The 12,686-nt window shown below is 41.7% G+C and carries 15 protein-coding genes and 2 pseudogenes; 4 read left to right on the top strand and 13 right to left on the bottom strand.

Features of this window, described 5'->3' with window-relative positions:
- Window positions 1-144: 144 nt before the first annotated feature.
- Entirely contained in the window at window positions 145-774 is a 630-nt protein-coding gene (locus F0231_RS20265; protein ID WP_171761487.1) for a LysE family transporter, read from the bottom strand.
- A 240-nt stretch (window positions 775-1,014) separates the two neighbouring features.
- Here F0231_RS20265 and F0231_RS20260 point away from each other — a divergent pair, with 240 nt between their 5' ends.
- Both F0231_RS20260 and F0231_RS20255 read left to right on the top strand, forming a co-directional pair.
- Complete coding sequence (locus tag F0231_RS20260) at window positions 1,015-1,191, top strand: hypothetical protein (protein WP_171761486.1); 177 nt, start codon at window positions 1,015-1,017, stop codon at window positions 1,189-1,191.
- Window positions 1,192-1,268: 77 nt separating this feature from the next.
- On the top strand, window positions 1,269-2,756 hold the full coding sequence (locus tag F0231_RS20255; RefSeq protein ID WP_171761485.1) for a carboxypeptidase M32: 1,488 nt from the start codon (window positions 1,269-1,271) through the stop codon (window positions 2,754-2,756).
- A 56-nt stretch (window positions 2,757-2,812) separates the two neighbouring features.
- On the opposite strand, the gene F0231_RS20250 is transcribed toward F0231_RS20255, so the two are convergent.
- The gene (locus tag F0231_RS20250; protein WP_171761484.1) at window positions 2,813-3,151 is read right to left on the bottom strand and encodes a zinc ribbon domain-containing protein YjdM; all 339 of its coding nucleotides are present in this window, start codon (window positions 3,149-3,151) and stop codon (window positions 2,813-2,815) included.
- A 209-nt stretch (window positions 3,152-3,360) separates the two neighbouring features.
- On the bottom strand, window positions 3,361-3,777 hold the full coding sequence (locus F0231_RS20245) for a GFA family protein (protein ID WP_171761483.1): 417 nt from the start codon (window positions 3,775-3,777) through the stop codon (window positions 3,361-3,363).
- 349 nt (window positions 3,778-4,126) lie between these two features.
- Here F0231_RS20245 and F0231_RS20240 point away from each other — a divergent pair, with 349 nt between their 5' ends.
- On the top strand, window positions 4,127-4,636 hold the full coding sequence (locus F0231_RS20240; RefSeq protein ID WP_171761482.1) for a MerR family transcriptional regulator: 510 nt from the start codon (window positions 4,127-4,129) through the stop codon (window positions 4,634-4,636).
- A gap of 75 nt (window positions 4,637-4,711) precedes the next feature.
- Here F0231_RS20240 and F0231_RS20235 read toward each other — a convergent pair whose 3' ends face one another.
- From F0231_RS20235 to F0231_RS20225, 3 genes are all read right to left on the bottom strand, one after another.
- The gene (locus F0231_RS20235) at window positions 4,712-5,425 is read right to left on the bottom strand and encodes a class I SAM-dependent methyltransferase (RefSeq protein WP_171761481.1); all 714 of its coding nucleotides are present in this window, start codon (window positions 5,423-5,425) and stop codon (window positions 4,712-4,714) included.
- Window positions 5,426-6,025: 600 nt separating this feature from the next.
- Entirely contained in the window at window positions 6,026-6,535 is a 510-nt protein-coding gene (locus tag F0231_RS20230; RefSeq protein ID WP_253825837.1) for a LysE family translocator, read from the bottom strand.
- 67 nt (window positions 6,536-6,602) lie between these two features.
- The gene (locus F0231_RS20225; protein WP_171761480.1) at window positions 6,603-7,139 is read right to left on the bottom strand and encodes a GNAT family N-acetyltransferase; all 537 of its coding nucleotides are present in this window, start codon (window positions 7,137-7,139) and stop codon (window positions 6,603-6,605) included.
- 27 nt (window positions 7,140-7,166) lie between these two features.
- Between F0231_RS20225 and F0231_RS21025 the strand changes: the two are divergent.
- Window positions 7,167-7,500, top strand: a pseudogene (locus F0231_RS21025) (transposase); the annotation flags it as partial.
- Window positions 7,501-7,522: 22 nt separating this feature from the next.
- On the opposite strand, the gene F0231_RS20220 reads toward F0231_RS21025, so the two are convergent.
- The 7 genes and pseudogenes from F0231_RS20220 to F0231_RS20190 form a co-directional block, all read right to left on the bottom strand.
- Window positions 7,523-7,744, bottom strand: coding sequence for a VF530 family DNA-binding protein (locus F0231_RS20220; RefSeq protein ID WP_087482573.1), 222 nt, complete (start codon window positions 7,742-7,744; stop codon window positions 7,523-7,525).
- A 273-nt stretch (window positions 7,745-8,017) separates the two neighbouring features.
- Window positions 8,018-8,575: a prepilin-type N-terminal cleavage/methylation domain-containing protein gene (locus F0231_RS21185; RefSeq protein ID WP_216612375.1), complete on the bottom strand. Its 558-nt coding sequence runs from the start codon at window positions 8,573-8,575 to the stop codon at window positions 8,018-8,020.
- A 47-nt stretch (window positions 8,576-8,622) separates the two neighbouring features.
- Window positions 8,623-8,745 (bottom strand): annotated as a pseudogene (locus tag F0231_RS20210) (IS3 family transposase); the annotation flags it as partial.
- A gap of 320 nt (window positions 8,746-9,065) precedes the next feature.
- Window positions 9,066-9,698: a restriction endonuclease gene (locus tag F0231_RS20205; protein WP_171761478.1), complete on the bottom strand. Its 633-nt coding sequence runs from the start codon at window positions 9,696-9,698 to the stop codon at window positions 9,066-9,068.
- A gap of 33 nt (window positions 9,699-9,731) precedes the next feature.
- Window positions 9,732-10,529, bottom strand: a complete 798-nt coding sequence (locus F0231_RS20200; protein WP_171761477.1) for a hypothetical protein — start codon at window positions 10,527-10,529, stop codon at window positions 9,732-9,734.
- Between the two features lie 736 nt (window positions 10,530-11,265).
- Entirely contained in the window at window positions 11,266-11,712 is a 447-nt protein-coding gene (locus F0231_RS20195; RefSeq protein ID WP_171761476.1) for a GNAT family N-acetyltransferase, read from the bottom strand.
- A gap of 133 nt (window positions 11,713-11,845) precedes the next feature.
- Entirely contained in the window at window positions 11,846-12,394 is a 549-nt protein-coding gene (locus tag F0231_RS20190) for a hypothetical protein (protein ID WP_171761475.1), read from the bottom strand.
- Window positions 12,395-12,686 lie beyond the last annotated feature (292 nt).

The raw sequence follows: 12,686 nt of genomic DNA, 5'->3' as shown, positions 1-12,686 counted from the left end.
CTTAGAAACATAAAAAATCCGAGTGCATGGAATACACTCGGATTTTGACACCTTGGAAGGATCGTTCAACCGATCATTTAACCCTTAACTGATCGGCATTACGCTTAATGCGCTGTTTTTTAGTTTGAAATGAGACAATAAAGCTTAGTCTTCAATCATCAACTTAGCACCTAACGCAACCAAAACCACGCCAGTCGTTGCTTCCATCCGTTTCAGGAATGTTGAACTCTGTAGTAAAGACTTTGCCGAATTGAGTAGTGCAGATAATCCACACTGCCAAATCATCGCAATCACAAAATGGATCGCAGCCATAAGGAAAGACTGTAAAATTGCAGAGCCTTCAGGGTTAATAAACTGAGGTAAGAATGCCAGGTAAAACACAGCAGTTTTCGGGTTAAGAACATTGGACAAGAACCCTTCACGAAGTGAGCGTCGAACGTTGAGGCTTTTCTGCTCGCTCTCTCCAGACATTGCTTGGACACCATTTTTATAGATAGACCTTAATGTACTGAGCCCCAGCCAAATAAGATAAGCCGCACCTATCATTTTTACAGCATTGAATAGCTCTGCAGATTGGGCCAAGATCGCAGAGATCCCTACAGCAGAAAACGTAGCATGGACAAACAACCCTAAACATATTCCTAAGCTTGTAAAGCTTCCATCGGCTAAGCCGCCACGAGATGAGTTGCGAACCACCAGCGCGGTATCGAGACCCGGCGTCAACGTCAGAATGGTTATCGCAATCAAAAATGCTTCAAAATTATCAATCATTATTATTCCTAACACTCACCGTACGTTTAACTCTCCGATTATCAACCAGCTCGATGCTGATTTAAATCAACTTCAAGTCTAACGTTTTAACACAAAGAGTGACTACTGTTCCAATAATGACCAAAATCACATTTATTAACACTTTCCACTTTAGAAGATGACAACCGATAAAAATATAATTAGTATGGCATCAGGTAATCAGGAAGATTACCGATTCAATGTAATCCGGGGGAGGAAAACAGCATGGTATTAGTACAATTATCGTACCAAGTAATGGGAATAGGTAAGTGGACTCAGGTTAACGTAAGTTCAGATGTAGCTGAAGCACTCGTCAACGAGTATGAAGGTTACGGTTGGCCTGTAAAAGTTGCTTCTTTAGCAGACGGGAATTTTGATTTAGAAGCCGCAAATAACTATTAATCGCGCTGTATAAAAACTTGGTCTATCAGCCTTTGGTTGATAGACTTTCTTTTTTATAACGTCATGGAAGGCGACCTATGAGCGCATTCAAAAAACTCACCACACATTCTAAAAAAATCTCTCACTTCAACCACCTAGCAGCCATTTGCGGTTGGGATCAAGCCGCCGTAATGCCCTCTGGTGGCAATAGCGCCCGTAGCGAGGCGATGGCCGAACTGTCAGTACATATTCACTCTCTTCACACTCAACCGCAATTAGCCGACTGGTTTGCACAAGCAGAGACAGAGCAGTTAGGCTCACAAGATCAAGCCACACTTCGAGAATTAAAACGTCAGTGGCAACAAGCAAACCTACTACCCGAAGACTTAGTTCAAGCAAAGTCTTTAGCGGGTTCAAAATGTGAACACGCTTGGAGAACACAACGAAGCGAAAATGACTGGCAAGGTTTCGAAAAAAACTGGGCGGAAGTCGTCAAGCTTTCACAAGAAGAGGCTCAAATTAGAGCAGATGCGAATGGCTCGACCCCATACGATGCGATGCTCGACATATATGAACCGGGAACCAGTTCAGCTTCACTCGACGCCTTATTCTCTGACGTCAAAACTTGGTTACCCGATTTGATCGATCAAGTCATCGACAAACAAGCTCGAGAGCCTTTCATTCAACCAACGGGGACATTCGATACCCAACACCAAAAAGCACTTGGCCTTGAAGTCATGAAGCTTCTTCAGTTTGATTTCGAACATGGTCGACTGGATGAAAGCGTTCACCCATTTTGTGGTGGAGTTCCGTCGGATGTCCGCATCACGACTCGTTATGATGAATCGGAGTTCGTTCAATCTTTGATGGGGATTGTCCACGAAACTGGCCACGCTCGTTATGAGCAAGGGTTACCCAAAGCACTGTCTGGCTTACCTTCTGGCGAAGCTCGTTCTATGGGAATTCACGAGTCTCAATCTCTGTTCTTTGAAATGCAGGTTGGCCGAAGTGACGCGTTTATTGCACATTTAGCCAAATTGGCTGAGCAGCACTTTACTCAGCACGACGCTAAGCTATTCTCACAAGATAACTTCCAAAAGCTTTATACTCGAGTTAAGAAAGACTTTATTCGAGTCGATGCCGATGAACTCACCTACCCTGCCCACGTCATATTGCGCTATGAGATTGAGCGTGACCTTATTAATGGAAAAATAAAGCACACCGATGTTCCTGAACTATGGAACAGCAAGATGCAACAATATTTAGGTCTGTCTACGCAAGGAAACTTCAAAAATGGCTGTATGCAGGACATTCACTGGACTGACGGTGCATTCGGTTATTTCCCTAGCTACACACTAGGCGCAATGTATGCTGCACAGTTCATGACGGCAATGCAGAGGAGTGTTGATATTGACAGCGCTATTGTAAGTGGCGACCTCACCCCTATCTTCAACTGGTTAGGTGAGAACATCTGGAGCAAAGGAAGCTTATTAACAACGGAAGAGCTTGTTAAGCAAGCGACCGGTGAAACGCTCAATGCCTCCCACTTCCAGCAACACCTAACACAACGTTACTTAAACCAGTAACCCTCTAACTAAAAGAGCCTCGAATATTCGAGGCTCTTTACACAATCAAAGATACGCTAGGATTTTTTCACATACTTAGCCGTGACCATCATTTCCCCGCCGCCATCTAAACGACAGTCTAATTGGTGATCTTTGCCGTCATTGATACCACGAATTGTCGCTTTCGTACCCACTTTAAGCACCTTAGAGCTGCCTTTTACTTTGAGATCCTTAATAAAATGGACTTTATCACCTTGCTCTAAGATCACACCATTAACATCACGAACCGCATTCGCTTCTTTTTCTGCTTCGATTTCCGCTGGGTTCCATTCATATGCACACTCAGGGCAAACGAGGTTAGTTTGGTCTTGATATACGTACTCTGAACTACAGTTTGGGCATGGAGGAAGTGACATTGAACTCTCATAATCATTATTGGAAAACGCCATGGTAAACGTTCACACCTGAAATGGCGAGCCAATTAAACATCGTGATTGTCTTGTGTTTGACCAAGAAAGTAGATAAAGCGACCAGTAAAAACAAATGACTTCCTTCAAGATAAACTCCAACGATGGCCCCAAACATTCCAAACGCTAGGGATTTGTCTTAATGACTTTTTCAGTGGCTATTGAGGCTGCTTTGGAAAAACCTTCATACCCGCAGGAATTTGATACCACCCTATTTTTTCACTTGTCCAAACATGCGCTTTAGGTTCAAAGATACTGTCATCTTCGAGGTGAACCGGTTTTAATTTTAACTTCACCGTCGATGGTTCATCAGGGTTAATATGATAAACCCTGTTTCCGCAGTTAGGGCAAAAATGAGCTTCATTTCTATTGCCGCTCTCGGCAGTTCTTTCCCAACTGCTCAGCTCTCCTTCAAACTCAATTTTCGATGAATCAATAACGGCAGTCACACTAAATGGACTTGTTGATAATTTTTGGCATTCTGTACAATGACACGCCAGCACCGCCAACGGAGCTTCATACAATTTATAACGAACTCCGCCACACTGACACGTACCTTCCACTGGGTATTCCATATATTTACTCCTCCGGAGTTGATTACAATATTCTCTTACTACAATGATAGCCTTTCAGATAAGTTCTGTCGGTACGCGTGAATTTTCGAGTCAAACTTACCCGCCAACCGAAAAATTGAAAGATTGTACATAATATCAAACAAAGGTATGAGAACCGCTAACACCCCGTTTAAACCTTGCTGCCATAAGCAGAAAACTGGCTTAGAGTGAGCACATCAAACAACGTAAGTGTCTCTTAAATTTCCTGTTATGCATTTCGTGCAACAGTAGAGAAAGGTACAATCCAACTGTTGGCCCGTCTATTAGAATCGGGGTCAAAATGCACATTCGGTCAAATAGTGGAGCATATATGTTAACCGTCACCCAAATCGCCAGGCAGTTCGGAATTTCTCGTACCACTATTTTGTATTACGAAAAAGAGCAACTCCTCATGCCTGCTTTCCGCTCTGATAATGGCTACCGCTGGTACGGAGAGAAAGAGATCGAACGACTAGAAGCGATTAGCTCCTATCGCTCTTACGGGTTGCCAGTATCTAGCATCCGCACATTACTCGATCGAAGCGGAGAATCTCAAAGCCAAATATTGAAAGACCATTTCAATGAACTGGAGAGAGAAATCCAAAATTTGAGAGCGCAGCAGAAGGCTGTAGTCATGTTGCTTCAAGAACCAGCTCTATTAGAAGAGAATGTTGTGAACAAAGAGCGATGGGTAGAAATTATGGTTGCAGCTGGTTTCACTGAGGCCGATATGCTCAAGTGGCATCAGAAGTTTGAAGAACTCGAACCAAATGAACACCAAAAGTTCTTAGAGTCTCTTGGCATTTCTAATGAGGAAATAATGAAGATTCGATCTCTATGACGCCCAAATAGCCTCACAGCAAAGATTAACAGTGAGGCACCAATGTTGTACCTCTCCCTAAAATGACCTGTGATGTCACTCAACTTGATATATCGAATAATAGGTATCTACTTCCACTTGATGAATGCTGCCTGCCCCCAACGCTTTGACAACTTCAGAAAATGCTTTTAGTTCACCAAAACGCTCTATCAATGCCAGATAGTACTTCATTGAAGAGAACAAAACATGCGCCAATTGCTCTGAAGTCATAGGTAAGGTTAGGTTGCCTTGAAACACTTTTAACTCTTTGAATTGATTGTAACCTGCAAAGTTTTCCGCATGGTTATAGTTTGAAGGCTTAGCCGTAATTTCAGCTTGTAAAAGAGACATGAAATCAGATAACTGCACCTTAAAGTCATAAGCAACGATAATAGAACCAGGACGGCAGACTCGAATGAGTTCTTTCACCAAGGCGTTTGATTTTGCATAAGATAAAGAGCCAGCAAAGGTGACAATATCCGATGAACCCTCTTTTATCGGAATGTGTTCTCCAGTGCTTTGGATATAAGAGATGCTTTCCGTTGATTCTGTTTGAGCTAGCATTTCACCGCTCGGCTCAATACCCAAGACTTCTGTACAGAATTTAGCTAAAGCTTTGCTAGATAAACCAGTACCACACCCAATATCGACCCCAAGATGGAACTTAGAATCTCCACTATGAGATAAAGCCTGCGTCAAAATCTTGCTGTGTATTGGAGGACGATAAGCTGCGTAATGCTTTGATACTTCGTTATTATATTGATCGCTCATGTTTAATTCTCTCGTAATTTGCTGATGAAATTCACCTGCTATACAACGTCCACTTGAGTAATAGGTGTGGTTAGCACTCTACTTCAATCTTTGTGACACAACCACTAAACTTGCTTGAAGCGAGAGCGCTAATGATGAACAGTTTCCCAAACTCATTTGTCCGTGAACATCGCAACAAGCAATAGCCGATGACCAGTAATAATAATGTTCGCCAAACGTAAGCTTCCCAATTCATTTCAAGGAATCGAGGACTCGATGTTTGGATAATGATGAGAAACGCATACGCTACGGGCAGATAGAGAAATAAGACTATTCCAAAGCGAAGTACCGCCCAAGCCACCAGCCTCAACAACATAAACTCTTCTCTTGTAAAGGCTTGACGATACATTGAGGAGTGAAGAGTTCCACGAATAGATTTGAGCATTCCAGCGTAAACACGAAAATAAGCACTCGAGATCACTCCTTAATGTTTTTTAACTCAGACTATCGCTGTTTCATAAATGCCACTGCCAGCCCCGAAGAAATAAATGTAACACCTGCGCCAATATTCAGCCCCGACACCAGCTTAGGTTTATTTCTAAACCACTCAGACAATTGAGACTAGAACACGCCCATTAAGCTAAAGCCAACGGCTGTTAATAGAGCAAACCAAACGCCATAGCCGATCATTTGTGTCGCCACGGATCCTAAGCTTGGGTTTACAAATTGAGGGACAAAAGCAAGAACAAACATACCTGGTTTTGGGTTAAGAGCTGCTGATAAAAAGCCAGTGGAAAAAATAACTTTTAGATACTGCTTTTTCGCAGGCTCTAACGAGAACAAATTCCTCGAGCGGAGAACTTTCACACCTAGCCAAATGAGATAACCCGCACCAACAAGTTTGACTGCGTAAAACGCCACTTCAGAGCTTTGAATAAGAAGAGTAAGTCCAAAGGTCGCTGCAACGACATGGAATAAAATGCCAACCCCTGAAGACATCCCTGACACTACTGCCGCCAATCTACCCTGACTTAGACCTCGACCTATTGCGAGCAAGTTATCTGGCCCAGGTGAAATAACCAGCAGTAAACAAGCCAATGTATAAGTAACAAATACCTCTAAGGGAAACATAAAACCTCCTTGCCGTATGATTCTGAGTACTAATGTCTAAATAAGAAGTGAGTCTGGCAATACCCTATTACTCTTTGCTCCATTCGGTTCTAAGAACTGCCAAAACGACTGTATCCCACCACTCTTGTTTGAAAAATCGGTGTTCTTTAAAGTGAGCTTCTTGCCGCATCCCCATTGCCTTACACAGTTTAATGGCAGGCAAGTTTCTACTGATTGTCTCCGCATAAATACGATGAACGCCCAATTTCGTGAAACCAAAGTCCGCGAGAGCGGTAGCGGCTTCATAACTAAGCTTGCCACCTTGAGATGCTCTTGAAAACGCACACCCAATTGAAGCCTGCTGATTGTCCTCTAGGCGCAAGCACACAGTGCCGATGAACTTTCCTGACGCCTTGCACTCAACTGCTAATTGGTACGATTGTCTTGGTTTCTCAGAAGCTTGAGTGACAAACAAGTTAGTTAACTCTCTGTATTTGTTAGGATCACAGTCATTCTCGTCATAGAAACGTTGATATTTCGCATCTTGGGACATAGCAACAAAAGCACCTTCATCATGCAGAGTCATATCCCTAATAATCAATCGCTTAGTCTCAATTTTGAACATCGAAAGGTCCTTTCTTTGTGAAGCTAGTCTACGTCATTGAACGCTCGAGTAAAGAAGACCATTAAGCACTCAGACTTACCGTTCAAAACTATTACTACTGACAATGGAACTGAATTGCACCCACATGCTCAGTTAGGAAAGCAAACTAAGTGTTTCTTTTTCTTCGCTAACCTTTACCACTCATAGGGGCGTGGAGCAAATAAAAATACGGATGGTTTAATTAGATTGTACTTACCTAAAAAGCCTCTATGTCACATATGACACAGAGGCTCTGTAACCAGATAGCGGGAAGCTCAATTCACGTATCAGGAAAAGACTTGGGCTCTATACAGCAACGGAGTATATTTGCGCGCATCTTTAAACTTGATACTAAGCAAACTCTCTTATTTGCAGAAAGTCTCAATATACAATGCTTCAACCTTCTCTCTAGCCCATTGGGTACGACGTAAGAACTTTAATGAAGATTTGATAGATGGGTTGTTATAAAAGCAGTTTATTTGAATTTCTGCATCCAAACCTTCCCAACCGTAGTGCTCCTGTAGACGAACGAGAATTTTCTCAAGGGTTAAACCATGTAATGGGTTATTCGGTTGTTCTTGGCTCATTTAGGGGTTCCTGAAGTACTTGTAACCATCCAAAGTTTACCAGATTGGTAGCAAGAATTTGTTAGTTTTAACTATGTTTATCAATGAACAGCAAAGCTATATGAAGCCAAAACATGGGCTCTAGAGGTTAAAGAACCACATCTGCCCAACACCAATTAAGGTGTAAGCCACGAAAACCAACGATGGAATGAAAAATGCCATGCCTTGGGAATCTGTCTTAAACACTTTGTTGTTTGCCATAAAGCCCAAAGAAAGACTGAATGCTAACGTAAATTAGCAGCCATCTGTTACAGCCTCAGTTACTAATGAAACGACTTCTGTGCTTGACGCCTCAAAGGCATAATAAGCGTAGCATTCGTCATTTAGAGTATAAGATTCGGGAAATAAAAACATTCCCCACCCACGTATGCCGCTAGCAATCCAGCCTCCAGGTGTTTGATCAATTACACACAGTTCATCTGTACATTCATAATTTTTAACACCATTCGAGCCGAAATCGTAATAACCATTACCTACATGGGTAATATCTCCAACAAACAGCTCTCCTAAGCGCTCATCCCAAATTTCTTGAGGGACACCAAAATACGTATTAATTGCAATACCTTCAATTAATACAGGAACGTTTTGTTGACCCTCGACTCCCTGAATGACCGCATTAATCTGCACGCTATCGACTACGTATCTAAATGAAGCAGCTACACTTTCAACAACAGACGCATTTGCTTCCTGTTTTAACGATATATAGCGAGGAATAGCCGCTACTGCCAATATCGCCAAAACGACAATAACAACTACGAGTTCAATATATGTAAAACCTTTAGATATCTTCAAACATCCACCACACACCACGTATCTTTAATACATAATAAGACAACCATTTACACCATTGTACCCCATAAAAATTGGACACAAGATAACACACTTTCAAACTCAACTGGACTGACGTAGCCCAACGCTGAGTGCTTTCTTTTTCGATTGTAATACACTTCAATGTATTCGTACTTCACTCTTGGCTCTTCGGAAAGTACGCCGACACCTTCTTTAGAAATTCCATTTCATCACGTAGGCGCTTGTTCTCGCGCCTTAGCGCGCGAAGCTCTTCGGACTCTTTCTTCGAGTGGTCAACACCGTCTAATACGCTGGATTACGATGTTTAGCCATAAATCACCTCTCAATTAGACCCTAGATCTAACTTAGTAAAGTGTCTACTAAACGTGGGGTACTCGGGAACATAACGCCGCATTAAGGTGTGAGCGGCGCTTGCCTATACTTTGAGCGAAGCGAAAACGGCAAGCGTTGTGAATCACTCTTAAATGCTTTGTTAGGCGAATTCATCGAATGACACTATATCTGGATATTTTAAAACTAAACCAGGGTTATCATCTAAAATCCCCTCAACTTCAGCTCTATCCCAAAAATCTGCCCATACACCCTTTCTCCTTAAAGCCTCAATATGGTCAAACAAACTCCTAGTTATAGACTTAGAAGAAACAACTAGCATTCCATCAGCATCAAATCTATCGAGAGTATCCCTTATACTTGGTATATCATTCTTTCCGATATTTTTTGACCAAGCTTTGCACTGAACAACGATTTTTCGCCTTTTGATTGGGCTCTTAGCTTCAAGTTGAGGCATATCTGATAGGTCGACAGTATCCCAAATACAAATTAGATCAGCATTGGAATCTGGTTCATTAGTAACCGAGGTATTGCTAACTTTAACAACTCCACTTTTACAGATAAGTAACTCCCTAGTAAACTCCTCAAACCTTTCACCATCTATTCTTTCCGACCATTTATAAACTCCCCCATCAAATAAAATTTCTTGCTCTCGCTTCCTTCTTGCTATGACCTCTCTTCTACCTTGATGATATTCTCGTGTATCACAGCCACAATCAAGAAAGGCTATATGCATCTCACCAATAGCAATAAGCTTGTTGTCAATGGGAATCAAGCATAGTGAATCAATGGACTCGCCTATAGCGCCCTAAACTTTCAATAAGATAGTTGTCTCATCATCTTTAAATGCATTAAGAGTAGGCTTATTTATATAAAAACTATAACCGTCACTAGAGTGTGTTTTTTCAAAATTTGTGTTCTTCACCAATTCTCTAAGCATATAAGCCGTTTTCGGCGCACGAATTACTGACAGTTTGTGGCTGAGAGAACGGAAATATAACCAGCTAGGATTAACCCTCTTATTATATAAAACACCATCTGACTTGATATTTTGGTTCAAGGCTTTAGCCAAAGTTACAGCCCAAACATGCAAGTCTAACCCTGTATAATCACAGCTGTCATTTTGGTTAGAGTCACTTTCAATGAAATGGTACAGACTCACTTCGTATTCAGTTATTGCTTCTAAGATGTGCTCTATTATTTCCAAACTAGCCTTAGACCTAGGCAAGAAGCCACCTTTATGTGGTTGAGAGAAAGTTATGTATCTTGCATATAATTCGACTTCTCTTATAGCTCCATCGTCACCTTGCCCTAATGGATGTTCTAGGTCTAACAACTTACTAGATATGTGAAGATTACTTACCCTCATAAACAAAGCTGGTAACATTGAAAAAACATCATTCATATCAGTTCGGTCACCAGCACCGTCCCAAGAGGTAGTTCTAGCAAATAGGTAGATTGCAACTTCATCCTCATAGAACTCGATAGGAACTGTGAGTAGTGTTTGACTCCTAGATAAAACTATCCTGTTATCACGCAAGCTAGGCTCATAAAAATATTTTCGAGCTATGACATTAAGTTGCTCAACGAATTTATCTAACTTCATTATTATTTCTTATCTCATCCTTCGCCTAACGCCCAATTAAGTAGTGAGTAACGCTACCACTTAACCAGAATATTGTGCCCTAATCACTAAAGCTAATTCAAACCCAAAATGCCAAGCGTTACGAATCCGATTGAATTGTTTGTTATGTTTTACCACAAGTGACTGACTTACTTGAGAAAGAACTGATACCCTCGACTACTGTTCTGAACCAAGCCACAACGCGAAAGCTAAATTGGTCACCAAAAGCGACCAACTAACAACAAGTACAAACACTTCCCTGCCCAATGAGGCAACCCAACTAAGCTCCAACAAGTGCCCTAGTCTCTTCTCTCAACAGCGCAAAACAATGGTTAATTGCCGAGGCAACTGCCAAGGTAGAATGTTGCTTGAGAAAGAATCTCAAAGCGACTTTAAGCCAAAGAAACTGAAACCTAGCCTACTCGACCTGACAATGAAGCAACCCACGAACCTTTGCATGTTTTACGCCTAAGAAGTTCAAGAACTTAGGCCGACAATACTGACTTGCTGAGTCTACTAGAAACAAACTGCCGGAGAGACAAAGAACTTGAGCCTAAGATATTTAAGCCATTGAAATACAAGTAAACATAACGCCGCGTTAAGTAGTGAGCAGCGCAGACCACCAAACCTAAACCATTGTGCCGTAAACACTAAATTCAAAGCAAACCAAAACCGCCAAACGTTGTGAATCTGACTTAAACGCTTTGTTATGTGCGTATTAAATATTTACGTACAATCTCAGCATGTCTTTGTGTTGAATACCATTTTCATAGATTGGCTCGGGGTAGTTTAGCAAAAAGTGATCTTTGATTATTGACTCTACTCGAAAACCTAAACGCTGGTAATAAGTAAGTTGATAGCCAAATGTACCCGTACCAAGTTCAACACGATTGATCCCCTTACTTGGCAACAGAGATAGAACGAGCTTTAGTAACTTAGAGCCAATACCTTGACCTTGTAGCTCTGGAGATACAGATACATTGAATATCTCAGCGATACAGTTGGTCTGTGCCTTAACGATACAAGCCGCTAGAACTCGCCCACTGTCTACGGCTGCAAAGCACCATGAATCAGATAAATATGAAGCGATACTAAGTTCAGAAGGATCAGCTTCAAGCAATAAATCTAGTGGAATTTCGCTACTTTTGACTTCGATATATTGCATATTTCCTCCGAGCACATAACGCCCAATTAAGGTGTGAAGCACGCTACCACGACACTCAATTTAACCGCCGTAAACACTGAACTAAACCCAAACCAAAAATGCCAAGCGTGCTGAATCACTCTTAAATTGTTTGTTAGTTGCGAAATTCTAATGTCCTCAGGCACTTTTCTTTATGCCCATCCATTGATTTCAAGAATGAACCGCAAGAGGAACACCTAGTTTTACCTTTTAGGTTTACACCAGACTTTGCGTAAAATTCGAGCCAAGACTCGGGGTGCGATTGACTGACGTGTTGAGTGATACCAACCACCATTTTATCACAATACGTACATGCGACCTTGTTATGAACTGGCTTCTTTTTCTGTTTTGCACGCAATTCTTCAATTCGATAGCGCAGGTGAGTGTTGTATAAATAGTCCACGCGGTCTACATGGAATTCTGCGCCACGACATGAGCGGATGCCAGCTGTCCTGAGTTTATTTGAAAGCAAATATAAAGGGTCACCAAGGCCAAGATCTTGGAAGAGGACATACAACTCACTAGCAGCATTGATAAACTCAGTAGAGTATGTGGTAGCCCAACTCCCAGAACCATGATGTGAAGGAAGGTATTCGCCTTGTTTAGATTTACACTTTTCAATTAGAGCACTAATTTGCTTCTTTTTATTCTTCGAAATGTTCATTTTAACTCCAAGCAACTAACGCCCAATTAAGTAGTGAGCAACGCTGCTGCCCACCTAAAACATTGTGCCTTAATCACTAAAGCTGATTCAAACCCAAAATGCCGAGCGTTGCGAATCTGCTTAAATGGTTTGTTAGTTGCCTGCCCTAAGGCTTTGATTTGAAGCTGATTGAAACTTTGCCAATACTACTTTCACAGAATCTGACGAGCTCAAATCAGGCTCAGTTTCAAAGCGACTGTCACTGAAACCACTTGGAATTTACAACGCCGTAGAAAACGGACTTTGAACACCA

The organism is Vibrio sp. RE86, from assembly GCF_013114545.1.
Classification (GTDB): Bacteria; Pseudomonadota; Gammaproteobacteria; order Enterobacterales; family Vibrionaceae; genus Vibrio.
The sequence above is the reverse complement of the archived record's forward strand: the minus strand, read 5'-3'. Positions and strand labels throughout refer to the sequence as shown.

Bases quoted from the DNA above. Each gene is read 5' to 3' on its own strand.
- F0231_RS20260 (WP_171761486.1), top strand. From the start codon at position 1,015: ATGGTATTAGTACAATTATCGTACCAAGTAATGGGAATAGGTAAGTGG.
- F0231_RS20255 (WP_171761485.1), top strand. From the start codon at position 1,269: ATGAGCGCATTCAAAAAACTCACCACACATTCTAAAAAAATCTCTCAC.
- F0231_RS20250 (WP_171761484.1), bottom strand. From the start codon at position 3,151: ATGTCACTTCCTCCATGCCCAAACTGTAGTTCAGAGTACGTATATCAA.
- F0231_RS20245 (WP_171761483.1), bottom strand. From the start codon at position 3,777: ATGGAATACCCAGTGGAAGGTACGTGTCAGTGTGGCGGAGTTCGTTAT.
- F0231_RS20240 (WP_171761482.1), top strand. From the start codon at position 4,127: ATGTTAACCGTCACCCAAATCGCCAGGCAGTTCGGAATTTCTCGTACC.
- F0231_RS20235 (WP_171761481.1), bottom strand. From the start codon at position 5,425: ATGAGCGATCAATATAATAACGAAGTATCAAAGCATTACGCAGCTTAT.
- F0231_RS20230 (WP_253825837.1), bottom strand. From the start codon at position 6,535: ATGTTTCCCTTAGAGGTATTTGTTACTTATACATTGGCTTGTTTACTG.
- F0231_RS20225 (WP_171761480.1), bottom strand. From the start codon at position 7,139: ATGTTCAAAATTGAGACTAAGCGATTGATTATTAGGGATATGACTCTG.
- F0231_RS20220 (WP_087482573.1), bottom strand. From the start codon at position 7,744: ATGAGCCAAGAACAACCGAATAACCCATTACATGGTTTAACCCTTGAG.
- F0231_RS20200 (WP_171761477.1), bottom strand. From the start codon at position 10,529: ATGAAGTTAGATAAATTCGTTGAGCAACTTAATGTCATAGCTCGAAAA.
- F0231_RS20195 (WP_171761476.1), bottom strand. From the start codon at position 11,712: ATGCAATATATCGAAGTCAAAAGTAGCGAAATTCCACTAGATTTATTG.
- F0231_RS20190 (WP_171761475.1), bottom strand. From the start codon at position 12,394: ATGAACATTTCGAAGAATAAAAAGAAGCAAATTAGTGCTCTAATTGAA.